Consider the following 25,890-nt stretch of genomic DNA (forward strand, 5'->3'; position numbering starts at 1 on the left):
GTTTCAAAAGTACAATATATGTCAACGAACAACAGCAGCAAATTAATTGGATATTTAACAGCTGTTTATGGTTTCCACCCGTTTATACTAATGAAGAAAGGAACTAGAATACTACACAAGAAAATCCTAATCCCTACACCACTATAAAACAAACCGTTAAATATTTGCATATTTTGCTTTTTCAATACTTGAAGCACTATACTAGAAACTAAGACAAAGACTACACCGCTGCTAAGGCCTGAAAAAAACCTGAACAGGTACCAAAATATATTATTTACTGACCATTCCCATGAGCAGAGTCGTAAAAATGTTCAAAACTAAAAATATCATTAAATAAATTGATTCATATCTTCTCAAATTAAAAAAGCTAACAAATAAAGTTCCAGCCAAATATCCAGCCATCGATTTAGTTATATTCATGAAGGGGAGGATAGGGGTATAAGCAAATCTTCCGATCCCCATTACAATAATCAATGCAATAATACCGCCGCATAAAGTAAGCCGCGGTTTCATAGTCATCCTTTTATTAATAGGAAGTTACTTATAATTTCTTCTATTTGATTGGTGATTGTTTCGATCAGTTCGGCGGCATGCAAATTTTTGCTTAGTCGAGGATTTTGCCCGCACCAAAGCGACATCCACTCTTTATTTTTCTGCTTTGCGGCTTCTGACCGGATATCTTGAGTGAGCATATTTTGAATCGGATAAGCTGGCAAAGCATCTTCATGCTCTTTCATTTTGATGATAAATTCATTTTTTAATCCCCTTGCTGGCTTGCCGCTGAATGCCGAAGTGATAACCGTCTGATCTTCGGTACCGTTTAATATTGCTTCTTTATGGAGTTCATTTGCTCCGCTTTCTATACAAGTAAGAAAGGCTGTCCCCATTTGAACCGCTTGCGCTCCCAATACAAGAGAAGCTAAAACTCCTCTGCCGTCCATGATACCGCCAGCTGCAATAATAGGAATTGAAACATGATCCGCTACTTGCGGAATAAGGGCCATTGTTCCGATCATTGAATCATCAAAGGATCCTGCAAAACTGCCCCTATGTCCCCCAGCGTCACTGCCTTGAACGACAATCATATCCATCCCGGCCTCTTCATTCAATATGGCTTCTTTGACTGTTGTGGCTGTTCCAATTGTGACAATACCATTATTCTTTAATTGATGAATAATTTCTCTCTGAGGAATGCCAAATGTGAAGCTGCAAACGGGTACTTCATATTTTAAAACAATTTGAATTTGTTCATCAAAAACAGAGGTGTTGATTTGCGGAACATCATTCTTTTTTTCGATCCCTAACATTTGGCGGATAGGTTCCAGCAGTTGATTCGCTCTTTCAATTTCTTCTTGAATGACTGCCGGATGTTCAGGAACAAACAGATTGACACCAAATGGTTTTGAAGTCAATTCCTTTATTTTTTGAATATCCGACTCTAATTTTTCCGGCGTCATATAACCCGCCCCTATCATCCCTAGACCACCTGCATTGGATACAGCAGCAACAAGCTCGGGAGTCGTGATCCCTCCCGCCATTCCCGCTTGTATAATCGGAATTTTAATTGATAGTTTGTCTGTTATTTTTGTATGATTCCACATGCCATGTTCCTCCTTGCCTTTTATATAACTCTTTCCGTCAAATCTATAGGTTAACAATACAATAATCATAGCTGTTGGCATTCAATTAATAATGCCATTCATACGATTTGGTCAGCAGCAGAAAAAAACGATCACCCAAAACTTAGTGAAACATCAGTTGCCCGGCTCTTTTATTTCTCTTGTTCCCATCCTTCCATCCTAAAATTCACATTATTGGACTGAAATCATGTTGTTCATTCAAGCTGCTTCTACATTCATCTGAAATTGACTTGTATAAAGATGAAAATTTATTTTTTAATATTTCGCAAATTGTCTTCTATAAATAGTTTATGACCCCATTTTGATGGTGTAAAATAGAAAAAAATGATAATTGTTGTTATGAATCAATTTGAGTGATGGGGGAGAAATAATGTTTGAGCTACAAGATTTAAGAATCATTGCAGCAATAGCAAAAAATAAGGGGATTACGAAGGCTGCAAAAGAGCTTGGATATGTACAGCCCAATGTTACGGCTAGACTAAATAAATTAGAAAGCTGTTTAGGTTTTCCATTATTTATAAGAACCAAAAAAGAGGTTATTCTCACACCGAACGGCAAAGTCTTTCTTAACTATGCTAATTTGATTTTAAATTTGTGTCGCGAAGCTGAAAAAGCAATGAATAAACTGGCAATCCCCGATGGAGAATTAAACATAGGCTCCATGGAAACAACCTCCTATGTACGTCTTCCCCACATATTAAAACAATATTCAGCTAATTATCCTAACGTAAAAATTAAATTGCAAACCGGTACCACAAAAGAATTAATAGATAAGGTCTTACATCATGATATAGAGGGTGCATTTGTTGCTGGACCTGTTAATCATCCGGATCTTATCGAAAACGTTATTTTTAAAGAAAGACTGGTACTTATCACCAATACTCCTGACAATCCTCTTAAAAACAAGGAATGCACTTTAGTTGTATTTAAAGAAGGGTGTTACTATCGAGAAGTGTTTACCAGAATCATGAACGACTATCATATAACGATTCAAAATGTCATAGAGGTAGACGCCGCACAAGCTATTTTAAATTGTGTTCGTGCAGGAGTTGGAATTTCTTTGATTCCCGAGTCTATGTCAAAATTAACAAAAAGTCTATACACATATCCCATTGATAAGGACTACGTAAACGTAGATACTGTGTTTATCACTCGTAAGTCACTTGCCAAAACATTAGCTTTTAACAAATTTGTTGAACTTTTAACTCTATAAAAATGAAGCAACAAGTTTTTTCAAGAAAATCATGAATGATTGAATTCATAAAATTGCTTTCTTTTCTTTTGATAAGTGACTCCTTTCCTCTTTCGATTTCAAATTTTTCGGTATTTTTTCTTTTTGTCAGATCCAATAATTTTTTCGTGCTAATTGTTATTTGAAAAACTGTCGAGGACCGTGTTTCAGAATCAATGGGGTTTCTGTTTTTCTTCACAGCGGTAAAAAGGCCACATCATGCGGGAGAGGGAACATCTCTTAAATATCTATAGCTTATCAGCCTATTCAAGTAAGCAAAAAATTTTAGATGGATGAAATTTACAAACCTTGCAAAACCTTTTAGAGATTGTATTAACATCTTTTAATTCGAATTTTTAATTAATTGGATCAGCTGTTCATATTTTACGGTGTGATCAACACAACTTTAATTTTGCCTCTCCTTTTGTACTAATTTTTACCTAAATCAGTATTTGTGAAATGCAGCTTCATTTTCTAATCTTGAAAGGAACTGCCACGAATTTCCTATTTTCCAAATATAATCACCACTATGAACAAAATTTATGGTAATATATTGAATATTGCAGCATGTTTATTTTACATTTTAGCTACTGCACTATTTATCGCAATAAGAGGCAGGATACTGCCACTCTAATAGAGTAAACGAAAGTCAAGAAGCAATAAATAGACAATAAAAGGTTTTGTTTCACTTTTCTCATAGTCACAGCAAAATCGTGATGCTCATCCAATAGCGAAACATTTTAAAAACATGGCTTGTAACTCTATATAACACCTTGTCCATGAATCTTTGGCATTTTTCTCGATGGATGGCAAGCGGTTGAAGTCTAGACTTGCCGCTATTTTTGTATTATCAAAAATTGAGGTGCTTGTCTCGTTTTTTGTGCACATTTTCACAAATAAATTCAGTTTGACTTGTTACATTAATTTTTGAAGCAAGGTTTCACTCATATTTTTTACACTTTTTCAACTGTGCCTTGCTTGTAATACTTGAACTTTGTTATTTTTCTGTTCTTAAACAAACCGTGCCTTCATTACATCTGTCAATTTCCCAGCCGGTTGTAATAGGAATTGGCAGATTTCTCGGAGTATTTATTCGCGATTTTGCCTTACATGTTTGTAACCAGTAGGGCAGGAAAACTTGAATTAAATAGTTTATCTATAGGTTTATTTGATCATAATAACGGAAGTAAGGAAAATGATTTGAACATTTTTCCTTTGTATCATTCAACAAATTGAACGTCTAAATTTGTCGTTTTATACAAAAAGAAATTGAAATATAGTATGATAAAATTTATTCAAATCTAAATGTAAGCGTCACAATTTGATTATCAAGAGGAGTTGCGGGGAATAATAACTTAAATTTTTCGATCATGAAATCTGACATAAGATGACCTTCGCAACAGAACATTGAAAGGGATTTCATTTATAAACTTAAGGAGGAACGATCATGGAAAATCAGCTGCAAAGAGGTTTAAAAGAAAGACATATTACACTGATTGCATTAGGTTCTGCAATCGGAGTCGGGCTGTTTTTAGGATCTTCAAGCTCAATCAAGCTGGCAGGTCCCGGTATAATGTTATCCTACCTTTTCTGCGGAATCATTTTATTTTTCATTTTAAGAGCGTTAGGAGAAATGGCTGTCCATCATCCCGTTGCCGGTTCATTCAGCCAATACGCCAATGATTATCTTGGTAATCTGGCAGGATATATTACAGGGTGGAATTATTGGTTTGTATGGGTCATTACTTGTATGACCGAGCTGACAGCCGTTGGAATCTATATGGAATTTTGGTTTCCGGAGGTTCCGCGATGGATTTGGATTCTGGCAGCATTAATCATCATGATGAGCTTTAACTTTCTTCAAGTCAGTGCTTACGGTGAGTTGGAATTCTGGTTTGCCCTAATCAAAATTATTGCGATTATCTTTATGATTATTATTGGCTTAGCCATGATTTTGTTCGGATTCGGCAATAACGGAGTTCCTACAGGAATCAGCAATTTGTGGGAGCACGGCGGCTTTCTTCCTAACGGTCTTGAAGGTGTCTTAATGTCATTTCAAATGGTTATGTTTGCCTTTCTAGGAATCGAAATGATCGGCGTAACAGCCGGTGAAGCAAAAGATCCGGAAAAAACGCTGCCTAGAGCCATTAATTCTACTTTACTTCGTATATTAATTTTTTATGTGGGTGCGTTGTTTGTCATTTTGTCCATTTATCCGTGGAATGAAATCGGGACAAGTGGAAGCCCCTTCGTTTTAACCTTTGACAAAATCGGTATCCCGGCCGCAGCAGGCATTATCAACTTTGTCGTTTTAACCGCTGCCCTTTCCTCCTGTAATACAGGAATTTTCAGTTCGGGACGTATGTTATACAACCTTTCCCATAATGGACAAGCTCCGAAGGCATTTGGCACATTAAACAAAAAAGGCGTTCCTTTTAGAGGGGTTATGGTTACATCAGCCGTTTTATTATTCGGAGTTCTGCTCAACTATTTAGTACCGGCTAAAGTATTTACTTGGATTGCATCTATCTCAACATTTGGCGCTTTATTGACTTGGTTTATTATTTTATTAGCACAATGGCGATTCCGAAAATCGATTACACCTGAACAACAAAAAAATATCAAATTTAAAACCCCGCTATACCCGTTATCCACTTTCATTGCAGGGGCGTTTCTCATATTTGTCGCAATTCTGCTCGGCTACTATCCAGACACAAGAATCGCCTTAATAGTCGGTCCGCTTTGGGTTGCCATTTTAGTCATTGCATATTACGCTGCCAACTTGAATAAAAGACAAAACGAAGCTGAAGTGAAAGAGACTTGATCGTTTTGGACAGCGGTTCGCTATCGAATGTCTTACTTTTAAAAATGCGGTTTACAATTTTCTAACCGCCTGATCAATCGTTAAGAGGCCCCCATCTCTGATAGGGGTTCTCTTTTCGTTTTGATCTGGTATCTTTCGAAAAGGAGTCTATATTTTCAAACGATCTTTCAAGCTGCATTTAAAACTTTTTAAGGGGGACTGCAAATTTTTGAATAGTTCAATTACATTTATTAGGTTTACAGGCTATTAGCCATAATAAAGCCGAGGAAGCGATGACACTTGGAACAAATTATTCAATACCTGCAACACTTAATTCCATCATTTCGGAACGATACTGTCTAAATGTTGACGAACAGCCTCTTCGGTCATTTCGCCGGTAATTTTATCCACGATTTCTCCCTTTTCATTAATGAGAAAAGTAATCGGAAGGGTTTGAACTTTGTATAGATCGGCTGTATCTCCTTTCCAATCCAACAAAACGGGAAAACTCAATCCTTTTTTAGATACGAATTGATCCACTAATATTCTTGGTTCACCTACATCAACGGCCAGAATTTCAATTCCTTTATCTTTATATTCTTTATAAGCCGATTCCAAATACGGCATTTCTTTTTCACAAGGAGGACAATAGGTTGCCCAAAAGTTAAGCAGAACCCCTTTTCCTCGATAATCTTCTAAATTGACTTCATTCCCTTTTAAATCAATTAAAATAAAATTAGGAGCAAGGGTTGTTCCAGTTGAAGCAGTTGCTCCTTTGTCCTTAATAAAATTACTATAAATTGCGTAACCAATTCCTAAAACTAATATGGAAGCGATGACCCCCCGTATGAATAGCACCACCTGTTTTCTTTTATTATTCATTTAAATAGTCTGACTCCTTTCACTCCGTTAAATGAAATGAGAGAATGGGCATTTCATGAAGGCCTTGATAATCGACATGAGCAATCACTTGATGTTCACCTGGCTCAACAAATTTCACATCTAATTGATAGATTCCATCTTCGTTTGGCTCAACAGGCAATCTGCCGAAAGATACTCCATTTTCGATCACTTCAAACGTAACTTTGGCTTCTTTGCTCACATTTTCAGTCCCGTATGTCACTTTTGAAGTAAATGTCACTTTTTCATTCAGCTGAATCTGTTTTGGATCACTTTCTAATGTCACTTTTAATTGTGGCTCTTCACTATTTTTTTGTTGATTAGCTGAATTGGAACATCCAGCCAGCAATAGCATGAACAGAACAAGAACCGTAACTATTATTCGCATCATACTACTCCTTTATGGAACGAAGACTCTTCCTTTTCTCATCAGCGCATTGCCGGGAAAAAGAAGAGTCTTACAATTATTATATTTTTTTAATTGGCTTCATTTTTTAAATTTGTCCAGAACAACAGACGCTTTTTGATTTTTTCAAAAACGATCATGGTAATCAGAATGACAATACTATTAAAAATAATTCCTGCCAGAACTAAATCATATTGAGTAAAATCGGTGTAATACTGTATAAAGCGACCCATTCCTGATTCAGCACCAAACATCTCTACCATTATTAAGACAATAAACGCGAATGCGAGAGATGTCCCGACTCCATTCAAAATTAACGGCGAGCTTGCTGGAAGAATCATTTTCAAAAACAAGTCTTTTCCCTTCAATCCGATTGTTTTTGCATTGTCCCAGTATGGTTTGTCTATTAAAAGCACCCCTTGAATCGTGCCGAGAAAAATAGGCCAAAACGTTGCAATGAATAAGATAAAAATCGAAGCCGATTTAAAAGATGGAAACAATGCAATTGCATACGGAACAAACAATGTCGGCGGAAGCGGGCTGAAAGTCTGGAAAAACGGCTCTAAAATGGCACGGAATCGATGATGCAAACCAAAGTATAAACCGCCGCCAATCCCTAATACGAGCGATAACACAAAACCAGGAACTAATAACCCCATTGAACTGACAAACCCTTGCAACAATTCCTTAATGGCTTTCACAAACGCCATGACAACAATTTCAGGAGATGGAAAAATAACTGGATCAAGCAATTCAGTGAAATTTGTAATGTAAATCCATAGCCCAAGAAGGGCTACGGCGATCAGAGTTGAATAAATATAAACATGTAAAAACTTTTTCACAGTATCTCTCCTCCCCTATAAATTTTGTTTTTTAAATCTTTCTAATACCTTTTTGTAATATTCATCATTTGGATTTTCTTTAATTAGTTCGTCTAATGCCTGTTCATAAAAAGTCAGATTCAAATGAGAATTAACATCGATTTTCTTTGCATCCTCTTCTTTCACATATCCAATTTTTATCATTCTTTCCCACACTTCTAAAGTTTCTTTTTTATTCGGATCAGCTGAGTTAATTAAATGCGGCTCATTAACAATTTCATTAATCTGCTCTTTAGGTAAATTTTTAAATCTGTCTAATGAAGCTTCTAGATTTTTTTCAGGGCTTTCCAATTTCACACGTTCAGCTTTAATGAGGGCCTTCATAAATTTTTTATAAGCAATTGCTTGATCATCTGAAATCTCGCCTCTTACCGTCACACGGCAGCAAGCAGCATTTTTATCCAGATCATTAATCCATAGAATAGGAGCTAAACCTAATTTCAATGTTTTTGTTAAATGAGCTGTACCCGATACCCCGACATCAATTTTCCCTGTTTTTACAGCCTCAAGTATGGCAGACAACGTTTTAAATTCTACAAATTTTACATCCTTATGGATATCAATGCCTGCTTTCTGAAGCTCCGATTTAAAGTAAACATCATTCGTATGCAAAGGTATAGAACCTATTGTTTTTCCTTTAAAATCTTGTAACGTTTTATATTCGTCCTTATGTTCTTCTTTTACAACAATCGGATGTCCACCTTCCATATGACCGCCAATCAGCTCAAAATTTGAACCTTGGGCAATAAAATTCAGCGGAGCAGTTGAACCGAAAGTTAAGCCGATATCAATTTTTCCTGCCTGCAATGCATTTAATCCGTCTGCTGAACTTTGAAATGGCACCATTTCCACTTTTAAATTCTCTTCTTCAAAAAATCCTTGATCGATGGCAATATCCGCAAGAGGTGCACCATATATTGAACCATAACCAACTTTTAACTCATATGTTTTTTCGTTATCCTTCTCTTCAGCTTTTTCACTTGACGATGCATTTTGTTTTGATGCTGCTTCATTTGCAGTTTCTTTACCGCCGCAAGCGGATAAAACTAAAATAGCTGATAAACCAATCCCGATTAGCCAATTTCTCTTTTTCATTTTTTTCCTCCTCTAATACACTCCAACTATATACTCTAAAAATTCATGTGTCTTTGTAAGGAATACGGTATATTTTTTTTACAGATTTTAAGACATTATTTGTTTAAATTCCTGAACCATCCACAAGAGCTTCCTTACTTTCCTCTAATTTGTCGAAAATGCCTTGGTTCATGACACCTAAAACATAATCTCTGAATTTTACAAATTCTAAGCTTTGATATAGCTGTTTCCGATTTCTCGGCTTAGGAAAAGGAACGTCAATCACTTCCGCAATTCTCCCTGGCGGCCCCGGGGTAAACATGACAATGCGGTCCGCTAAGAAAATCGCTTCTTCTGCATCATGTGTGACAAACACAATGGTTCTCTGCTGTTCCCTATTCACTTGAAGGATTAAATTTTGCAAATGTATTCTTGTCAACGGGTCAAGTGCCCCGAATGGTTCATCCATGAACATCAAATCTGACCCTATTGATAATGCTCTCGCAATCGCCGCACGCTGGCGCATCCCGCCGGACATTTCCCCTGGATATTTATCAACAGCATGACTAAGCTGAACTAATTCCAAATAACTTTGGGCCAAGTGTTCTAATTCCTTTTTTGTTTTTGATTTTTTCAGCTTTTGCCTTAATGCCAGAATGACATTTTCTTTCGCTGTCAGCCAAGGAAATAGCGAGTAGTCCTGAAAAACAACAGAGCAATCTGGTATAGAGTCAGTAAGTAATTGATTATTGACGAAAATTTCTCCTTTATTAGGCCGGGATAATCCGATTAGCAATCGTAGAAGTGTACTTTTTCCCGAGCCGCTCGGTCCCATAAAGACGATAAATTCTCCTTCTTTTATCGTTAAATTAATATCTTGCAGGATTTCTAAGCCGTCGTACTCAAAATAAATGGATTTAACTTCAATTTTATTTTGGTCTGCGATTTCCTTTTGCTCTGCGCTACGATTAAGAACCATTGCCATTTTTGATCCACTCCCTCAGTTGATTTTAAATTTTAAAATTACTGATTGTTCTGTGATCCCTTCCTTTAACTGCTAACTAACCAATTTTACAAACAACTTCACTTTCACAATTTCGTTTTCGGCCTTTGAATTCCGCAGTCAGTTTGCCCCGCCAAACCGCACTTCATTTTCACGATTTCGTTTCCAACCCTGTCCTCCTTTTTCCTATAATTCTTCTTTTTTTAACAACGGTCTGAAGTTTGCCGAAATTGGCGACTTCTTTTTCACAGTAAACCATGAGTAAATGAAACTGACCACACATAAAGCAAGAACAATCCAAGGAAAATAGCTTACCGGTTCCGGCTGACCGGGCTGCACCATCGCCCAAATAGGGATAAGAATACTGAGCAAGCCTAATGATGGAAACAAATATTTTTTATGAAAAGGCCATTTTTCTTTTTTATAAAATATAACTGCAAGATTTAATAAAGAATAAATGAGCAAGAGCGGGATCGTGCCAATTGTACTGAGATAACCGAATGCAGTTACCCATCCTTTACTAAGCAAACCAATTAAAATCGCAGCCAACATTCCTAAGATAAAAAGAAGTGTCAGTGTGCCGATAGGCGTCCCCCATTTTGAAACCCTTGATAATTTTCTATAAATTAATCCTTCTCGAGCTGAGTTAAACGCAATTCGGGAGAAGCCGTTCAAGCAGGCGATGGTCATTCCAAGTATGCTAGTGAATCCTGCAATAATAGCTAATACAGAAAAGCTGCCTAAATACTGATTAGAAAGATCAATAAACGGATTAGTACTTTTAACTAAATCGTCAATATGATTCGAAAATCCTTGAATAATACTATAATTGACAAATATATAGAAGACCGACATGATCGCAATGCTTACGAGAACTGCACGAGCAGTATTTCGTTTTGGATTATCCGTTTCTTCTGCCAAAGCAGCTGAGTTTTCAAAGCCAATAAACAAATAGATCGCAAGCGGAAAGGCTAAGCTAAGTCCTGCTATGCCATTCTGAATTGAAGAAAATGCAAAAGGCTTTAAAGATAACGGCGCTGGCGGATGCAATAAAACTAACACTGAAACGAAAACAAGGACTGCAACCTCAATGAATAATGCCACCGCAGCAATTTTAGTCGAACTATAAATTCCCACCACTGTAATGGCCCAAACGATTAAACCTAAAATAATAGTAGGGACGATCCAATGAATGTGAATGTTATATAAGGCTAGTGAATCAGATGTCCATCCCCCAAGCTCAATAAAAGCTGAGCCGGCTAAAAAGATAGTACCGATTAAAAAAACAAGTGAAGCTGTAGTGCCGACAATATCACCAAAAGTCATACTAATATACTTGATGAGCGATCCGCTGCTAGGATGAATTTTTGAAAAATTTGTTAAGCTGAGCCCAACCATTGTGATCGCTACTGTAGCAAGTAAGAGTGTTAACGGAGATCCAATTCCCGAAGCCGCAAATATAACTGGGAATCCATAATATATTGCTGCTGCTGGAGCCATTTGCGCCAGCGTAGAACTTATGGCATCAAAAGCAGTTAGTTTTTTCTTTGGTTTCAGCTGGATTTTTAAATTTTCTTCCATTTCTCCACCTCCTCATAGTTTTTATTCAAAAGTAGTTTTTAATAGGGTTTCAAACTTGCGCCTCAATAGGCTGCGTCATTTTTTCCTTATCCCGTACGAAAGGGAAATGGAATCCCCCTTCCGTCGAAATAATGTAAAATTCGATCGGACACTTGCTTTTGTGTACCTATAAGCGCCGTTAAATTGGCTTTCAATTTTATCCAAGATCGTTTTCCGAGCTTCTTCTCAGAGCTTGCATCTCCATTGCATAAAATCGCTGGGCTTCTTAACCAGCATATCTTTCATTTCAGCATCTTTTCTAGCAGCAGAGATGCGTTGTTCCAAGCTTACTTGAATGAAGTTTGACTTGATGAAGCATTTTATTCATTTCTCCTTCCTGAAATATAATTATTCATATATATTTAGTCGAATTTTTGAGTAAAAATCTCGGTAAAATCTATACTTCTCAGTGTAATTATTTTTTCTGCAACAGGCACCCGAGGTTTCGATATTTTGCACCTATATGATTTTCTGATAAACGAGAATTTCCTTTTCCAAATAATTTCTCTCGAAGAGTTCCTTCTTCATAATCTTTTTTCAACAAACCTCGTTTCTGAAGTTCAGGCACTACGAGATCCACAATATCCTTAAATGTTCCTGGTGTAATTGCATAAGCCAAGTTAAATCCATCAATATCAGTTTCATCAATCCATTCTTCAAACGTATCAACAATTTGTTCAGGTGTTCCAACTATCACTGGTCCCATGCCGCCAATGCCTGCGAAATTTGCCAGCTCGCGAACGGTCCATTTCTTATTTGGGCTTGCCTTTGTTAGTGATTCAAGCATGGATCTAACGGCATTTGTCTCAATGTATTCAATTTCTTGATCAGGTTCATATTTAGAGAAATCCACTCCCGACCAGCCGCTCAGCAAGGAAAGTGCTCCTTCATAACTGATATATTGGGATAAATCCTCATATTTAGCCCGCGCCTCTTCCTCCGTCCGGCCAACAATTACCGTCATTAATGCAAACACTTTAATGCTTTGAGGGTTTCTTCCCAATGAAGCTGCCTGAGCTCTTAAATCCTTGACATATAAAGTGATCGCTTCCTTTCCAGGAGCAGAAATAAAGGTGCATTCTGCATGTTTAGCAGCAAACTGACGGCCTCTAGTTGAACCTCCAGCCTGATACAAGACAGGAGTTCTTTGCGGCGACGGTTCACATAAATGTATACCAGGCACATGAAAATATTTACCGTGATGGTGAATTTCATGAACCTTTGTCGGATCTGTAAAAATTCTTTTTTCTTTATCTTTTATGACCGCATCATCTTCCCAGCTGCCTTCCCATAATTTATAACAAACTTCGATATACTCTTCCGCAACATTGTATCTTTCCGAATGGATAAATCGATCTCCAATATCAATATTTCTTGTCCCGCTTTCTAAGTACGAAGTCACAATGTTCCAAGCAATCCTTCCTTTTGTTAAATGATCCAATGTGGACATCCTGCGTGCAAACGTGTAAGGATGTTCAAATGTTGTCGAGCATGTAATTCCAAAGCCTAAGTGTTGCGTTGCGTTCGCCATCGCCGAGACAAGCATCATCGGATCATTTACGGGCACCTGTGTCGCTTCACGTACTGTTGTAGTTTTATCTCCCCCGTACACATCATAGATCCCGATTACATCAGCAATAAACAGGCCGTCAAACCGACCTCTTTCCAAAGTTTGAGCCAATTCAACCCAATAATCTATATTCTTATAACGATACGACTGATCTTCAGGATGTACCCATAAGCCTGGTGATTGATGGGCCACACAATTCATATCAAACGCATTTAAATAGATTCGTTTTTTCTTCATGTTACTTACCTCAAACTCTCATTTTTTATTGGTGTTAAAAAGTTGCTGTTAAACAAAACAGAGACCCATTTCCAAGCTAAATTAAACTTGAAAAAGAGTCTCTGGTTGTCCAGTCAACTATCATTTATTTTTCAATGTTTATTCTATTTTAGAATAATTTGATGTAAAAGAAGGAGGCACCCCATTTCAAGATAAGTTTCAACTTGAATTGAGAGCCTCCGGTTTTCCAGTCAGCTTATTTAAATTTTCAAAATCTTTAATAAGATTTTAAAACCAATTAAACCTATCTGTCAAGTTACTTTTATGAAATTTTTTTCTTGTATTTCTATCATAATTGCTTTTATTGATCCGATTTTTCATCAGCATCAACTTTTTATAGTCTTTGTACAAATAATAATAAATAAAGATAGATTAGGAATGAATGTTTCAATCCAACTTGAACGAAGACACTGTATATTCACCTTTTAAGATATGTAAAAAAGGCACTTAGTATGTAAACCAAGTGCCTCCAGTGTTCTGGTCGGAAATCTAATTATTCATATGCGAATAAATTAACATGCCAACTTTTTGTTGTCAAGATTATTATATTTTTATAGTTTAATATGTCGTTGTATCTGCATAAGACGATAGAGGATTTCTATTTTCATGCAAAAGCAATAAGCTTTTTGCAGAAGGAACCTATCCCTCTAATGAAATTTTTTCTTGTGATTTATTCAACGAAACATTTGTGTCAAAAAATAAATTTAAAATCTTTTCACGTATTTTTACAAAATCACGGCTATTTCTGTCTCGCGGTCTTGATAAATAAACTGGAATCGTCTTTTGGATGCGGCCTGGTTTTTTGGACATGACAATCACCCTGTCACCTAATAACACAGCTTCATCAATATCATGAGTCACTAAAATCATAGTAACATTGGCCTGTTCTCGTATTCTTAAAATTTCATATTGCATTTGAATCCGGGTCAGTGCATCCAGCGCCCCAAAAGGTTCATCGAGCAAAATAATGCTGGGCTTTTTTACTAATGTACGCGCCAATGCAACCCGCTGAGACATACCGCCTGAAAGCTCTCCGGGCCTTGCTTTTTCGAATCCCTTTAATCCGACTAATTCAATATATTCATTCACTAGTTTTTCACGTTCAGATGCAGGCACTTTTTCAAGACCAAAGGCTATATTTTGCTTAACAGTCATCCAAGGAAACAGCCGATGATCCTGAAAAACCATGCCTATGTCGGCTCTTATACCTTTTATATTTTGATTATCAATGGCAATCGTTCCTTCAAAAGAGCTGTCAAGACCAGCAATTATTCGCAATAACGTACTTTTTCCGCATCCGCTGGATCCAACAATGGTCAAAAATTCGCCTTCTTGAACCTCTAAATTGATATCATCTAATACGTTTAACGTATTCTTTCCTTGATTAAATGATTTTGACAAATTAGTAATCTTTATTTTCGGTTTCGCTACCTGAAACTGAACGTTTTCCTTTATTGGCATGTAAGCAACCTCCTAAGATTTAATGCCTGCTTGCCAAGACAGGATGCGCTGCTGGATAAACTTAACAACAGCATCCATTGCGACTCCAATTATCCCAATCATGATCATTCCAATGATCATGGCATCGGGCTGGGAAAGCTCCCGGCCTTGTGTGATTCGGTAACCGAGTCCTGAATCGGAAGCAATCAATTCCGCAGCGACCACAGCCATCCAAGCCGCTCCTAATCCCAATCTAAGCCCAACAAATATAGAAGGCAATGCAGCAGGAAAAATCACGTTAAATAACGTTCTTCTTTTGCTTACTCCCATCAGTTTTGACACTTCCAGAAATCCTTTAGGCACTCCTTCGATTCCTTGAATTGTATTTAACAGGATGGGGAAAAAGGCGCTTTTAAAAATAATAATGACTTTAGAAGTTTCACCGATACCAAACCAAAGAATAATGATCGGGATCCAGGCTAATGGCGGAATTACTCTGATCGCATTCAGAATTCCAGCAAAAAATTGATCGACTCTAGCAAATAAACCCATTAATACCCCGAATAGCAGACCAAAGAAAACCGCTAAGGAAAAGCCTTGCAGCATTCTTTTGACACTTGCCCATGAATCCTGCAAAAGGGTTCCATCCTCTATAAATTGAACGATTGTGTGGATAACCGTTTTCGGAGCTGGAATTAGGTATGGGGCAATCAATTCACGTTCCGTCAAATAAATCCAAAGAAAAACAAGCAGGAGCGGCAAAACAACCGGCAAAATATAATGATCATACGTTTTTTTCATATCTAACCACCTCAGTTGCATAAACAGGATAGAAGGCTTTTAAGACAAAGCCTTCTACAAAAGCTACTGATCTTTTAGCATCCAATCTTTTATGGCAAAATCATTTTTAATCAATCCTTGTTTTACTAAAAACTTTTTCGTTCCTTCCAATAATTCCAACCCCTCTTTCGGGAAGTTCTCTTCTCGAATATTGTTAAGAGGGAGGCTTTCCTTCACAACATCTAAGTCCTGTTTGGTCACTTCAGCCACATATTGATAAAATTCTTCTTGATGTTCTTTTAAATCTTTTACTGCCCTTTCACGGGTATCTGTCCATACTGATAAAAACTCCGGATTCTGTTCTAAAAATTTTTCTGACGCAATGGTGACAGATGTTCCGGTTAAATGCGGTGTCGTTTTACTTGCTTGGTGAAGCAAAGGAAAACCAAGTTTTACATGTTTTGGACCCATATATGTTGGAAATGCATATGCTTGAATATCGCCGCGCTCCAAAGCAGCAGCTGCTTCTGGCGGAAGTAAATGAACAATTTTTACATCTTCAAGCAGATTATTTTCTTCCAATAGACCTGTTAAATAGCGAAACATATAAGATCCATTTGATGTTGCAACTGTTTTTCCTTTTAATTCCTCCAAGGAAGATACTCCATTTTTCTTATTAGTAACTAACCAAATATCTTGAAAAATATTAGCAAATCCTATTAATCTTGTTTTTTGTCCTGAGCTTCTCGCCAATAAAGCAGGTGTATCACCTAAAATTCCTACATCAATTTCTCCTGAAGCCATTGCTTCGTTTAGGTTAGGGCCGTTAGGAAAAGAAAAATATTCAATATTTGTAATTCCAATTTTCTTTAATTCTTCCTGCAAAAATCCTTTATTAAGCGCCCACCCTTCAGCTCCTGAAACGGCAGGTTTGTCCTTGTCTTTGTTTCCGGTTGAGTTAATATATCCGAGCCTTAATGTTTTTCCTTTCTCCTCAACCCCTGCATTAGAATGATTCTCCGTTTCCGCATTTTTGTTTGTAGAAGTATTATTGGAACTGCACGCTGTTAAAAGTGCAAAAATTGCTATAAAGAATATGAAGGATTTTTTCTTTGATGATTTTCCCATTCTAGTCACACTCCGCTAGGCAAATAAAATTTATAAGCTGGGTCTTGGGCAGCGACCGGTTTTTGTCCCTTCTGCCATCCCATGTTTGTTCGATAACTTCCTACTAAACCTGTTGTTAATAATTCCTGCTCAGAAATTTCTACGGCCTCATCAGCGTTTGGAGCTACATAAAGTGCATCAACAGGGCAATACAATTCACACATATAACACGTTTGGCAATCATCCTGCCTTGATATAACGGGTACCTCTCCCTTTCTTTTTTCAAACACGTTAGTGGGGCAAATATTGACACAAAGATTGCATTTTACACATCGTTCCTCAAGCAGAACCTGTATCAATTTTCTTCCTCCTTATACAGTCTGGAAATTATGAGTATCAGCAGTCACTTTTATTTCGTCTAAACCGCTCGTGATCAGACGATGCTGCTGGTTTTCATCAATTTTAGGAAAATCAAGCCGTTTATGCATGCCTCGAGTTTCTTTTCGCTCTAGTGCTGCTGTGTACATCCAACGGGAGGTGGCTAACATTGCGGCTGCTTCCCGAACCCTTACGATGTTTCCTTTATTTTCCTTCAGACTTGTTTTTGCTTCATGCCATATTGAATGAAGCCGCTGCAAGGAGGCGGATAACTTTTCTTCTGTTCTAAACAAATTAATATCAAAAGGCATCACTTCCGCTTGAACATGCCGAATCACCTCATTTGCATCAAGGCCATTATGACTTGTGCGCTGTTCGTTTATTCCAATGACATGTTTTCTTGACAAGGTTCTATCCAGATTATTTCGATTAAAGGAAAGGGCATACTTCGCTGCTGCTTCCCCGGACCAATAGCCAGAGGAAATGGCCCATGCCGCATTGTAGCTTCCCCCTCCTGTAAATCCGCCGCAAATCAACTCTCTAGTCGCAGCATCACCTGCGGCAAATAATCCGGGAACTGATGTTGCACAAGTTTCATCAATAATCCGGATGCCGCCGGTGCCCCTTACTGTCCCTTCTAACCGTAATGTCACTTCAAAGCGATCCTCAAAAGGATTAATGCCCATTCGATCGAATTGAAGGAAGAAATTCGGTTGGGCAATTCTCATCCACTTTTGTAGCTCACGGTTATCCTTCGCCTTATCCAGCTGTGCAAACACTTTTTTTCCTTGCTGCAATGTTTTGGCAATGATCGAACGCCCTTTATGTGAACCCGCCCCTTCAATAATGGTTCCATCTTCATAAGTGAAAGAAGCCCATTGATAAAAAGCCGTTTTTGTAATGGAAGAAAATTTTGGAGTAATGGCATATGCATTGGAAAATTCCATGCCTGAAAACTCAGCACCAGCTTCTGAGGCCAATAAGTACCCATCACCAGTTAATACATTGCATCCTAACGCCTTGCTTAAAAAGGCGCATCCGCCTGATGCGATAACGATAGAACTGGCTTGAACAGACCAGGTTTCTCCAGTTTGTGTATTGACGCCCGCAGCTCCGGCTACTCCATTGCTGTCATACAAAAGCTCCAGCGCAGGGCTGTGATCTAAAATTTTTACCTTCGATTTCACCAATTTTCTTCTCATCAATCTCATATATTCAGGTCCTTGAAGGCTTCTCTTATGTACTACGCCATTTTCATCTACTGGAAAAGGATATCCCCACTCAGCAAGCTGATTGACACTTTCATATGTTTGTTGTAGTACCCTTTTCATCCATTTCCGTTCAGAAAGAAACCCTCCTAAGGCTTCACGGCTTCTCATCGCTTCTTCTCTTTTCTCTTTATCAGGCGGTATATACCATACTCCATTGCCTGAAGGAGCCGTCGCCCCGCTAGTGCCGCAATAACCTTTATCCACCAAGATAACCGTTGCCCCGTTCTTTTTGGCTGATAATGCAGCCCAAGCGCCGGCAGGCCCTCCGCCTATAACAAGAACATCTGCTTTAAAACTTACATCATATATTTGATTGATTAATTTTTCAGAATGATTGAATGCCATTTTATCCATCCCCTTTTCATCATTTAAAATCGTTTTTACTTTTTTAAACTGAAATTCCCATAAAAAATGAAAAGAGACTTCCATAAAATGAAGGAAGTCTCCAGTCGTCTGGTCAACTCATACTAAATCCCGTAATTTTCACTAATTGATCCACTTTGGAGCTGCTGTTTTCTGTAAAGCCAAACCTTTCCTTGCTGATGAGCTGCCCGCTTTCATACTGTCTTATTTCAAATTAAACATATTTATTTACTTTGGTTTTAACCAAAAAGAGCCGCTGTCCTCTATGTGACAGATGAAAATCTTTCTGCATCATCCTATAAGAGACATGATGGTTATCACCAATTAAAATCAAGCATTTTCACAATCCTCTTGTTGTCACCTCAAATTGTTTAATGAACCTTGTTTTTGTCAATAATAAATTGAGCCAGAGCGATCACTTCAAAAGTGAGCCACTTTTAGAATCAGAGTTCCCATAAATGGGAGAAGGTGGGTGTTTGGATGAGTTGCCCCTAGGGGCAACTCATCCAAACGCTTCGCGCACCTGGCTACCACTCCCCATTTTCCCTCTGTTTCATACTTTGACGGAATCGATAAGATTCTCCGTTTAGAAGAAGAATGTGCGAACGGTGAGTGAGCCGATCAAGCAACGCTGCTGTCATCTTTTCATCCCCAAAAATGTTCGTCCATTCTACAAATTCAAGATTTGTTGTAATGATGACACTTGCACGTTCATAGCGATTGGAAAAGAACTGAAATAATAGCTCTGCTCCTGTTTTGGAAAAGGGGATATATCCCAGTTCATCTACGATGATCACATCATATTTGAGCCACTTCTTCTCAAACGCACCAAGTTTGTGCTCTTCTTTAGCAATAAGCAACTCTTCCACTAACTCGGAAGCAGTAATGAATTTGGTTTTGTAGCCATTTTGGATCATGGCGATTCCAAGCCCAATGGCCAAATGGGTTTTCCCTGTGCCACTATTCCCTAGAAAAATAATATTCTCTTTTCTCTCTACAAACTCACCTTTTGCGAGTGTGAGAAATCGATTTCGATTTAAGCTCGGCATGAAAGTAAAATCATAGGTGTCTAAAGTTTTGTGGATGGGAAAGGCAGCTTGTTTGAGCCTTCGCTGTCTTTGATTTTCCTCTCTTGCCTGCACTTCTGCTTCTAATAGTGCCAATAAGTATTCTTCATACCGTAGATTTCTTTCTTCTGCCTCTCTTGCGAGAGAGCGATATTGTTTCGCAATTGTAGGCATTCTCAATTGCTTCGTGATATGGTCTAAAAGGATTTCTGTTGTCATTTCATCTGACCTCCCGTTAATTGTCCGTATTGAGCTACGTTTGCCTTTTGAATTTTATAGTCTAGTAGATTTACAGGCGTTTTCTCCTTAGATAGATCTTGGACCTGCAAGTAGTTATTCGTCAGTCTTTGAATGATTTCATGGACGACTTCATACCGATAGACCTGCGCTTGTTCAGCTTCTCGTAATGCTTGTGTCAATTTTTCCATCCCGATCTCTCGATGAAGGAGAAGGAGTCGGATAAATTTACGGTCGCCCGCGGCTCCTTCTTGTTCCCTCATTTTTCGGTGAAAACGCCTAAATACATCCGGAAGGTCAGATGATTGAAATGCATGGGCATCCCGAATCGCTCGCGGTTTTTTTAATAATGCCTCCAGATAATGATCTAGATTGGTGATCATCTGGTTCCGTTCGTAAGAACGAGGATGTTCAGCGATCACTTGATTTTGAGCCACAACGATCACATGATCGACAAATATTTTTGCCCATACAGCTTGACCTACATAACTACAAGGGACAGAATACTGATTGGTCTCCACTGTAATTAAAGAGGTCTTATTCACCTGACAAGAGACTAATCGGCAAGCTTCAAACTTCTTTTCAGGGAGTGGGTGTAGATACTCCTTTTCTTTCGCCCACATTTGCGCAACCGTTTCTTTAGTGAACGGAACGGTTTTTTCTTCCGCCTCTCTCAAACACCAGTCCAATAGATAAGCGTTTAATTCCTCCAGCGATTGTACGTCCGGAAGCGGAACGAAGACGTTTCTTCTTACGTATCCGACCGTCCCTTCCACTCGTCCTTTTTCATTCCCGGAACGAATATTACAAAACTCTGCCTTAAACAAATAGTGGGATTGTAAGGCTAGAAAAGCATCCTGTTCGAGACGATCTCTCCCTTGGAGTATTTTTACTACGGCTGTTTTTAAATTATCAAATACCCCTTCGGTAGGTACTCCTCCAAAGAATTCAAACGCATGGACAAAGCCATCTAAGAAAGCCTCCTGTTTCTCATGCAGGTATGCTCGTACAAATCGCATTCGACTTGCCGAAAGTTGCATACAAAAGAGGTAAATTCGTTGTGTTCGACCCTGTAGAATAATATCCGCCTCTCCCCAGTCGAATTGGAATTGGTGGCCGAGTTGAAAGTCAAGGGGAATAAAGACTTCCTGTAGCTTCTTCTTACGTTTGGCTACAACCTTACGGATGTTGGACTCAGATCCTTTGAAATCGTACTCATCGACCAATCTTCGATAAATTCTGGCAGCGGTATGACGTTGTTTTCCCCAACGTTTTAGATCGTCTTCGAGCCATTGATCAATAATGGGCAAGACTCGCTTCGTTTCATCGGAATACTCCTTTCCATGATAGTTTTTCTGCCGATGAATGGTGGTTGGAGCCTCATTCTGTTTTAGATATTTGCTTACGGTATTTCTTGAAATCCCTAATTTTTGAGCAATTTGTCGTTGGGATAGCCCTTCTACCTCATGCAAGAATTTGATATGATGAAATTGAGCCATCTTGATCATCCTTTTTCTCTCCCTCTGATGAAAAGTTTAGGCACTTTCAATCATAAGGGAGGTAATGAAAATTGGAAATCAGGTGGCTCATTTTTTATGTGATCGAACCCTTCAAAAGTGGCTCAATTTTAAATTATCAAATACAAACCTGTTATTTCGCAACAGCCGATTTGATATCTCCTCCGAATGGGCTAAGGAATGTCTTCTGATGAGAAGTATCCTTTTTATCAATTGGAAGTTTCGGGAATAATAATTCCGCTGTTCTATAGGCTTCTTCTAAATGCGGATAGCCTGAAAGAATAAAGGTCTCAATGCCTAAATCAGCGTATTCTTTCATACGGGCAGCAACCGTATCAGGATCTCCTACTAGCGCCGTGCCTGCACCGGTCCGTACCAATCCAACACCGGCCCAAAGATTTGGACTCACTTCTAATCTTGTACAATCACCTTCATGCAAACTCGTCATTAAGCGCTGGCCTTCAGAATCCATCCGCTTAAATACTTTCAACGCCTGCGCAATAGTTTCCTCATCCACATGTTCAATGAGCTTATTGGCAGCTTCCCATGCTTCCTCTTCTGTTGGACGGACAATGACGTGCAGCCGGATGCCGAATTTTACTGTTCTTCCTTGGGCAGCAGCGTATGCCCGCATTTTATTGATTTTTTTCTCCACTTGTGCCGGTGGTTCTCCCCATGTTAAATAGACATCGATATGCTTTGCCGCCACCTTCATCGCAGCAGGTGAAGATCCTCCAAAATATAGCGGCGGATATGGTTTTTGAACTGTCGGGTATGGCAATTGCCCACCTCGAATTTGTAAATAGTCTCCTTCTAAATCAACTTCTTCTTCTGTAAATAATTGACGCCAAATGGTTAAAAATTCATCTGTTAACTCATATCGTTCATCGTGATCTAAAAACACACCTTCTCCTGCAAGCTCGACCGGATCTCCGCCAGCCACCACATTAATTAATAACCGACCGTCAGAAAATCGATCCAATGTCGCCGACATGCGTGCTGCAAAGCTCGGTGACATTAATCCTGGCCGCACCGCTACAAGATACTTTAAATTTTTTGTTACGGGTGCAAGCGTTGAAGCGACAATAAAGCCTTCTTCACATGTTTTTCCTGTTGGAATTAACACGCCGCTATAGCCTAAATCATCGACAGCCTGTGCAATTTGTCTGCAATAGTTATAGGTTGCAGGACGTGAACCTTCTTGATAATTTAATTGACGAAAGTCGCCATTTGTGGGAATAAACCAAAAGATTTCCATTTATAATTCCTCCTTGAATATGGACGATTAAATATGTCTTGAGGTGCTTAAAATAAAAAAGGAGACTCCCTTAAAAATGAAAGGAAGTCTCCAGTGGTCTGGTGGACTAATGATTGTCATCACTTCATCAGCTTGCTATTGGACTTTATCATGTATCCATGCAAGATATGCTCAGATTTCCAATCAGTGATTATTTTGCTTCTTTTGCTGGTATGCTCTAAGGTTAAAGAATCGCCCAATTGATAAACAAATAAATCCAGATAGCTTTGTAAATTCGCTGTTCGACATGAATGAGATATTCCATTTCAAAGGGAGCGGAACGTCTGAATGTATTTCCGAAAATTACGCAACCGAAACATAGTATTCCTAGTTGATTACTAGATATTATATAGCTTGGATTTTTGTTTTGTCAATAACCAATACGTGTTTTTTTAATGTTGCACAAGCAAAACGCAACAAGCCGAATAATCAATACGTGTTTTTTAAGGGAGAAAATGCACTTCTCCAAAAATACTTGGCGAATCGTATTAAAGTTTGTTTTGCCGGAAGCAATGTATGAGACTCAAAGAGTTAAACACTTATGACTCTTTCTCAATTGTTCAACTTGATCCTTTCATCGCTTCAGGAGATTCTCCTGTGTTTCTATTGCTCTTCCTTGAGCTAATGGGAAATAGAGCTACTGCCGTATCACCGATTTTTTAGATTCAAGTGTTAATGATGTTTTATCGAATGAAACTGAAATTCCTTTATGATTCACCGTTTCATTACCACGAGGAAAGCGTATTTTTCAAATAAAAATATCGTTCCGTGATAGAAGGAAGGACTAAAATTGAAGATGCAGTTTTTTCAATTTCGATCCAATTCGAACCTGTTACACTAATGTCATTATTTATTTGCACCTACCAAAACGGATAGTTCGCTTGTAATGTTATGAGAAATTTATAGAGAAAAGTACAACCGAAACCAAACAACAAAATTCCGGCAATAATCGAAACAGTCATTATTGCTTTTTTATTCATTGCTTTTCGTGTAACCGAAATGATAGTAAGAAGTATAATGTCATGTACCAATATTCCTGATAAGATTCCTAATGCAGTAATAAAAAAATCAGCTGTATTCGCTTGAGAAAATGAATCTGTCAACACTACACCAAAAATTGATATCCAAAAAATTAAATTACTTGGCGAGATTGCAACAAATATACCATTTCGATATGTTTTTCCAATCGATTTATAAGTTGGTTCGCCAATCATTGTCATATCGTGATTTGCATTTTTTATCGAATCATAGGCTAAATAAAATAAAAAAACAGCGCCCAGCAGCCATAATGGAATTTGTATTAAAGGGGCCGATAATAGGGGAGCCAACCCTAAATAAATGGCAATAATTAAAAGAAAATCAACTGTCATCCCGCCTAACCCCACCGCCCAACCATGTAAAAAACCATGTTTAATCCCTTGTTTAGTCATTTCAATTGTGATGGTTCCTATCGGTAAAGCAATCGTTAACCCCATTAAAAAGTATTTCAAATATATTTCCATTTATATAGCCTCCTAACTTATTTTGAAAATAATTTTTTGTTTATAAGGAACAGTTTTTAAAAAATAAATATGTCAGGCAGGACAAATGGAAAAGTTAACCTTTTTATTGTAATGATACTGACTCGGTAACGTCAATAATTTTGTATAATGCAAGATAAATAAAGTACCTCTGATGGAAATTTAGAATAGAGGGCTGTTTTCTTCACACAATGCGGCTAAATTTTAAGTCTCCTGTATGGCCTTTTTGCAATAATGGTTCATTGCAACATTTACCAAACATTTGCTGAAAGACTTCCTTTGCTTCGGTACTCCTCTCTACTTTTGCTCTGCCCATTTTTCATGAAAGTCTTATATCATCAAATATACAACTTTTCCCCACGATTTCTAAACTGCTCAAATGCCCATCGATTTCAACTATTTCCGAATTTCTTTCGATCGCATTGGTCGTATAATGCACATTCCGACCCCTGCTTGAAAAGTCCATAATATTCAAGTCGTTCCACGATTGCACCTTTCTCGGGAACTTACTTGACCAGTTGGTTCAAAGAAAAATGAAAGAAATAGCAGTTCCTAAAACGCAGGAAGAAAGATGTGATTTTTTTACATTCGACTCAAAGTCGAAGTAAAAAAATGTTCAGACACATCAAGGGTGATCTGCAGATGATCCTTGCAGGAGGGCGAGTTTGGAATTGTGGCAATAGTTCACAGCATCCTGAAAATATGGGTCCGCATTTTCAACTCAGACAAGAATCGAAAAATTACAAAAGCCAGCGGAGAAAAACAACTATTTTTCTCTACTGGCTTCATTTTAGAATTTATCGGACCGTTCCTGTACTTCTCATTTGCATAATAAGGCCTATTGAAGAATTGTGTTTTTGCTTTTATTACTAGTTGAAAAGGTAATAAAAATCCAAATTATACTTGACATAATATATAAAACGGAAAGACATAATAAAGCATATAATATCATACTAGTTGTAGAAGTAAATATAAATAAAATAGTAGTAAATATAACAGCCATCCCTATTAGAAGACCTAAGCCACAGAGTGCAGCCATTACATACTTAAATGCATCAACCCCTAAACTGTAAATAATTAAAGGGATTGCATAAGATATAAGAATGAGAACTATAGACATCCACATACCGATGTCTCCAAATTGATTGACATTAGGTCCTGAATTAGATATTGGAGAAAGTGAAGCCAATACAATGATTGAACAAAGAATGGTTGCTGAAATTGCGCTTACAATAATAATTTTAAGTTTTTTATTCTTATTATCCAAAATGAACATTCCTTTTTAGTTTTATGTAGTCATTTTCCCTTAGCTAATTGATAAAATGCTAAAAATTAAAAAACAAAATGTTTAATGCCCCTTGTTCTAGTTGAACAATAGAGCTCAACTATAAATTGTCGTCAGCACCTATGTCTTAGTAAAAATCCATTGTATCCTCGAAGAAGAAGCATATCGTTTCGTAATTTTTATAAGGGAGTATAACATTCGATGTTTTACTGATAACGTTTATT

Annotated in this window: 22 protein-coding genes; 2 read left to right on the forward strand and 20 right to left on the reverse strand. The window is 37.8% G+C overall.

Going from position 1 to position 25,890, the window contains the following annotated elements:
• Positions 1–65: 65 nt before the first annotated feature.
• The 3 genes from NSQ61_RS20350 to NSQ61_RS14410 are packed head-to-tail and all read right to left on the reverse strand — an operon-like array spanning position 66 to position 1,601.
• Positions 66–269 (reverse strand): YbfB/YjiJ family MFS transporter, encoded by a 204-nt coding sequence (locus tag NSQ61_RS20350; protein ID WP_144596949.1) that lies wholly within the window; start codon positions 267–269, stop codon positions 66–68.
• 1 nt (position 270) lies between these two features.
• Positions 271–513 (reverse strand): hypothetical protein, encoded by a 243-nt coding sequence (locus NSQ61_RS14405; RefSeq protein WP_340807417.1) that lies wholly within the window; start codon positions 511–513, stop codon positions 271–273.
• Positions 514–515: 2 nt separating this feature from the next.
• Positions 516–1,601, reverse strand: a complete 1,086-nt coding sequence (locus NSQ61_RS14410) for an NAD(P)H-dependent flavin oxidoreductase (protein WP_340807418.1) — start codon at positions 1,599–1,601, stop codon at positions 516–518.
• Positions 1,602–2,010: 409 nt separating this feature from the next.
• On the opposite strand from NSQ61_RS14410, the gene NSQ61_RS14415 reads away from it, so the two are divergent.
• Entirely contained in the window at positions 2,011–2,853 is an 843-nt protein-coding gene (locus NSQ61_RS14415; RefSeq protein WP_063386489.1) for a LysR family transcriptional regulator, read from the forward strand.
• 1,465 nt (positions 2,854–4,318) lie between these two features.
• Positions 4,319–5,695: an amino acid permease gene (locus NSQ61_RS14420; RefSeq protein WP_327856024.1), complete on the forward strand. Its 1,377-nt coding sequence runs from the start codon at positions 4,319–4,321 to the stop codon at positions 5,693–5,695.
• A 318-nt stretch (positions 5,696–6,013) separates the two neighbouring features.
• On the opposite strand, the gene resA is transcribed toward NSQ61_RS14420, so the two are convergent.
• The 17 genes from resA to NSQ61_RS14505 form a co-directional block, all read right to left on the reverse strand.
• Complete coding sequence (resA, locus tag NSQ61_RS14425) at positions 6,014–6,556, reverse strand: thiol-disulfide oxidoreductase ResA (protein WP_327856023.1); 543 nt, start codon at positions 6,554–6,556, stop codon at positions 6,014–6,016.
• Between the two features lie 19 nt (positions 6,557–6,575).
• Positions 6,576–6,962 carry a FixH family protein gene (locus NSQ61_RS14430; RefSeq protein ID WP_327856022.1) on the reverse strand — a complete coding sequence of 129 codons (387 nt, stop codon included), beginning with the start codon at positions 6,960–6,962 and terminating at the stop codon, positions 6,576–6,578.
• 89 nt (positions 6,963–7,051) lie between these two features.
• Positions 7,052–7,822, reverse strand: coding sequence for an ABC transporter permease (locus NSQ61_RS14435; RefSeq protein WP_327856021.1), 771 nt, complete (start codon positions 7,820–7,822; stop codon positions 7,052–7,054).
• 15 nt (positions 7,823–7,837) lie between these two features.
• Positions 7,838–8,956, reverse strand: coding sequence for an ABC transporter substrate-binding protein (locus tag NSQ61_RS14440; protein ID WP_063386484.1), 1,119 nt, complete (start codon positions 8,954–8,956; stop codon positions 7,838–7,840).
• Between the two features lie 103 nt (positions 8,957–9,059).
• Positions 9,060–9,920: an ABC transporter ATP-binding protein gene (locus NSQ61_RS14445; RefSeq protein WP_063386483.1), complete on the reverse strand. Its 861-nt coding sequence runs from the start codon at positions 9,918–9,920 to the stop codon at positions 9,060–9,062.
• A 204-nt stretch (positions 9,921–10,124) separates the two neighbouring features.
• Positions 10,125–11,519: an APC family permease gene (locus NSQ61_RS14450; protein WP_063386482.1), complete on the reverse strand. Its 1,395-nt coding sequence runs from the start codon at positions 11,517–11,519 to the stop codon at positions 10,125–10,127.
• Positions 11,520–11,973: 454 nt separating this feature from the next.
• The gene (locus tag NSQ61_RS14455) at positions 11,974–13,365 is read right to left on the reverse strand and encodes an LLM class flavin-dependent oxidoreductase (protein ID WP_327856019.1); all 1,392 of its coding nucleotides are present in this window, start codon (positions 13,363–13,365) and stop codon (positions 11,974–11,976) included.
• Between the two features lie 678 nt (positions 13,366–14,043).
• Positions 14,044–14,865, reverse strand: a complete 822-nt coding sequence (locus NSQ61_RS14460; RefSeq protein WP_130157017.1) for an ABC transporter ATP-binding protein — start codon at positions 14,863–14,865, stop codon at positions 14,044–14,046.
• A 12-nt stretch (positions 14,866–14,877) separates the two neighbouring features.
• Positions 14,878–15,645 carry an ABC transporter permease gene (locus NSQ61_RS14465; RefSeq protein WP_339212171.1) on the reverse strand — a complete coding sequence of 256 codons (768 nt, stop codon included), beginning with the start codon at positions 15,643–15,645 and terminating at the stop codon, positions 14,878–14,880.
• Positions 15,646–15,708: 63 nt separating this feature from the next.
• The gene (locus NSQ61_RS14470) at positions 15,709–16,752 is read right to left on the reverse strand and encodes an ABC transporter substrate-binding protein (protein WP_339212170.1); all 1,044 of its coding nucleotides are present in this window, start codon (positions 16,750–16,752) and stop codon (positions 15,709–15,711) included.
• 5 nt (positions 16,753–16,757) lie between these two features.
• Positions 16,758–17,090: a 4Fe-4S binding protein gene (locus NSQ61_RS14475; RefSeq protein ID WP_063386477.1), complete on the reverse strand. Its 333-nt coding sequence runs from the start codon at positions 17,088–17,090 to the stop codon at positions 16,758–16,760.
• Between the two features lie 12 nt (positions 17,091–17,102).
• On the reverse strand, positions 17,103–18,725 hold the full coding sequence (locus NSQ61_RS14480) for an FAD-dependent oxidoreductase (RefSeq protein WP_339212717.1): 1,623 nt from the start codon (positions 18,723–18,725) through the stop codon (positions 17,103–17,105).
• Positions 18,726–19,270: 545 nt separating this feature from the next.
• On the reverse strand, positions 19,271–20,029 hold the full coding sequence (gene istB / locus NSQ61_RS14485) for an IS21-like element helper ATPase IstB (protein ID WP_066251710.1): 759 nt from the start codon (positions 20,027–20,029) through the stop codon (positions 19,271–19,273).
• Positions 20,026–21,555 carry an IS21 family transposase gene (istA, locus tag NSQ61_RS14490; protein WP_066251714.1) on the reverse strand — a complete coding sequence of 510 codons (1,530 nt, stop codon included), beginning with the start codon at positions 21,553–21,555 and terminating at the stop codon, positions 20,026–20,028. The genes istB and istA overlap by 4 nt, the downstream gene beginning before the upstream one ends.
• Before the next feature lie 142 nt (positions 21,556–21,697).
• The gene (gene ssuD / locus NSQ61_RS14495) at positions 21,698–22,822 is read right to left on the reverse strand and encodes an FMNH2-dependent alkanesulfonate monooxygenase (protein ID WP_339212169.1); all 1,125 of its coding nucleotides are present in this window, start codon (positions 22,820–22,822) and stop codon (positions 21,698–21,700) included.
• Positions 22,823–23,721: 899 nt separating this feature from the next.
• The gene (locus tag NSQ61_RS14500) at positions 23,722–24,363 is read right to left on the reverse strand and encodes a LysE family transporter (RefSeq protein ID WP_094244904.1); all 642 of its coding nucleotides are present in this window, start codon (positions 24,361–24,363) and stop codon (positions 23,722–23,724) included.
• 856 nt (positions 24,364–25,219) lie between these two features.
• A complete protein-coding gene (locus tag NSQ61_RS14505; RefSeq protein WP_339212168.1) occupies positions 25,220–25,648 on the reverse strand; it encodes a DUF5391 family protein in 429 nt (142 codons plus the stop codon).
• Positions 25,649–25,890 lie beyond the last annotated feature (242 nt).

Source organism: Aeribacillus sp. FSL K6-1121 (genome assembly GCF_038003725.1).
In the GTDB taxonomy this organism is placed as follows: domain Bacteria; phylum Bacillota; class Bacilli; order Bacillales; family Aeribacillaceae; genus Aeribacillus; species Aeribacillus composti.

Excerpts from the sequence above, each read along its gene's own strand:
- NSQ61_RS14500 (WP_094244904.1), bottom strand. The coding sequence starts at position 24,363 with ATGGAAATATATTTGAAATACTTTTTAATGGGGTTAACGATTGCTTTA.
- NSQ61_RS14470 (WP_339212170.1), bottom strand. The coding sequence starts at position 16,752 with ATGGGAAAATCATCAAAGAAAAAATCCTTCATATTCTTTATAGCAATT.
- NSQ61_RS14410 (WP_340807418.1), bottom strand. The coding sequence starts at position 1,601 with ATGTGGAATCATACAAAAATAACAGACAAACTATCAATTAAAATTCCG.
- NSQ61_RS14420 (WP_327856024.1), top strand. The coding sequence starts at position 4,319 with ATGGAAAATCAGCTGCAAAGAGGTTTAAAAGAAAGACATATTACACTG.
- NSQ61_RS14450 (WP_063386482.1), bottom strand. The coding sequence starts at position 11,519 with ATGGAAGAAAATTTAAAAATCCAGCTGAAACCAAAGAAAAAACTAACT.
- NSQ61_RS14455 (WP_327856019.1), bottom strand. The coding sequence starts at position 13,365 with ATGAAGAAAAAACGAATCTATTTAAATGCGTTTGATATGAATTGTGTG.
- NSQ61_RS14445 (WP_063386483.1), bottom strand. The coding sequence starts at position 9,920 with ATGGCAATGGTTCTTAATCGTAGCGCAGAGCAAAAGGAAATCGCAGAC.
- ssuD (WP_339212169.1), bottom strand. The coding sequence starts at position 22,822 with ATGGAAATCTTTTGGTTTATTCCCACAAATGGCGACTTTCGTCAATTA.
- NSQ61_RS14460 (WP_130157017.1), bottom strand. The coding sequence starts at position 14,865 with ATGCCAATAAAGGAAAACGTTCAGTTTCAGGTAGCGAAACCGAAAATA.
- NSQ61_RS14465 (WP_339212171.1), bottom strand. The coding sequence starts at position 15,645 with ATGAAAAAAACGTATGATCATTATATTTTGCCGGTTGTTTTGCCGCTC.
- NSQ61_RS14440 (WP_063386484.1), bottom strand. The coding sequence starts at position 8,956 with ATGAAAAAGAGAAATTGGCTAATCGGGATTGGTTTATCAGCTATTTTA.
- NSQ61_RS14415 (WP_063386489.1), top strand. The coding sequence starts at position 2,011 with ATGTTTGAGCTACAAGATTTAAGAATCATTGCAGCAATAGCAAAAAAT.
- NSQ61_RS14405 (WP_340807417.1), bottom strand. The coding sequence starts at position 513 with ATGAAACCGCGGCTTACTTTATGCGGCGGTATTATTGCATTGATTATT.
- istA (WP_066251714.1), bottom strand. The coding sequence starts at position 21,555 with ATGATCAAGATGGCTCAATTTCATCATATCAAATTCTTGCATGAGGTA.
- NSQ61_RS14480 (WP_339212717.1), bottom strand. The coding sequence starts at position 18,725 with ATGGCATTCAATCATTCTGAAAAATTAATCAATCAAATATATGATGTA.
- istB (WP_066251710.1), bottom strand. The coding sequence starts at position 20,029 with ATGACAACAGAAATCCTTTTAGACCATATCACGAAGCAATTGAGAATG.
- resA (WP_327856023.1), bottom strand. The coding sequence starts at position 6,556 with ATGAATAATAAAAGAAAACAGGTGGTGCTATTCATACGGGGGGTCATC.
- NSQ61_RS14430 (WP_327856022.1), bottom strand. The coding sequence starts at position 6,962 with ATGCGAATAATAGTTACGGTTCTTGTTCTGTTCATGCTATTGCTGGCT.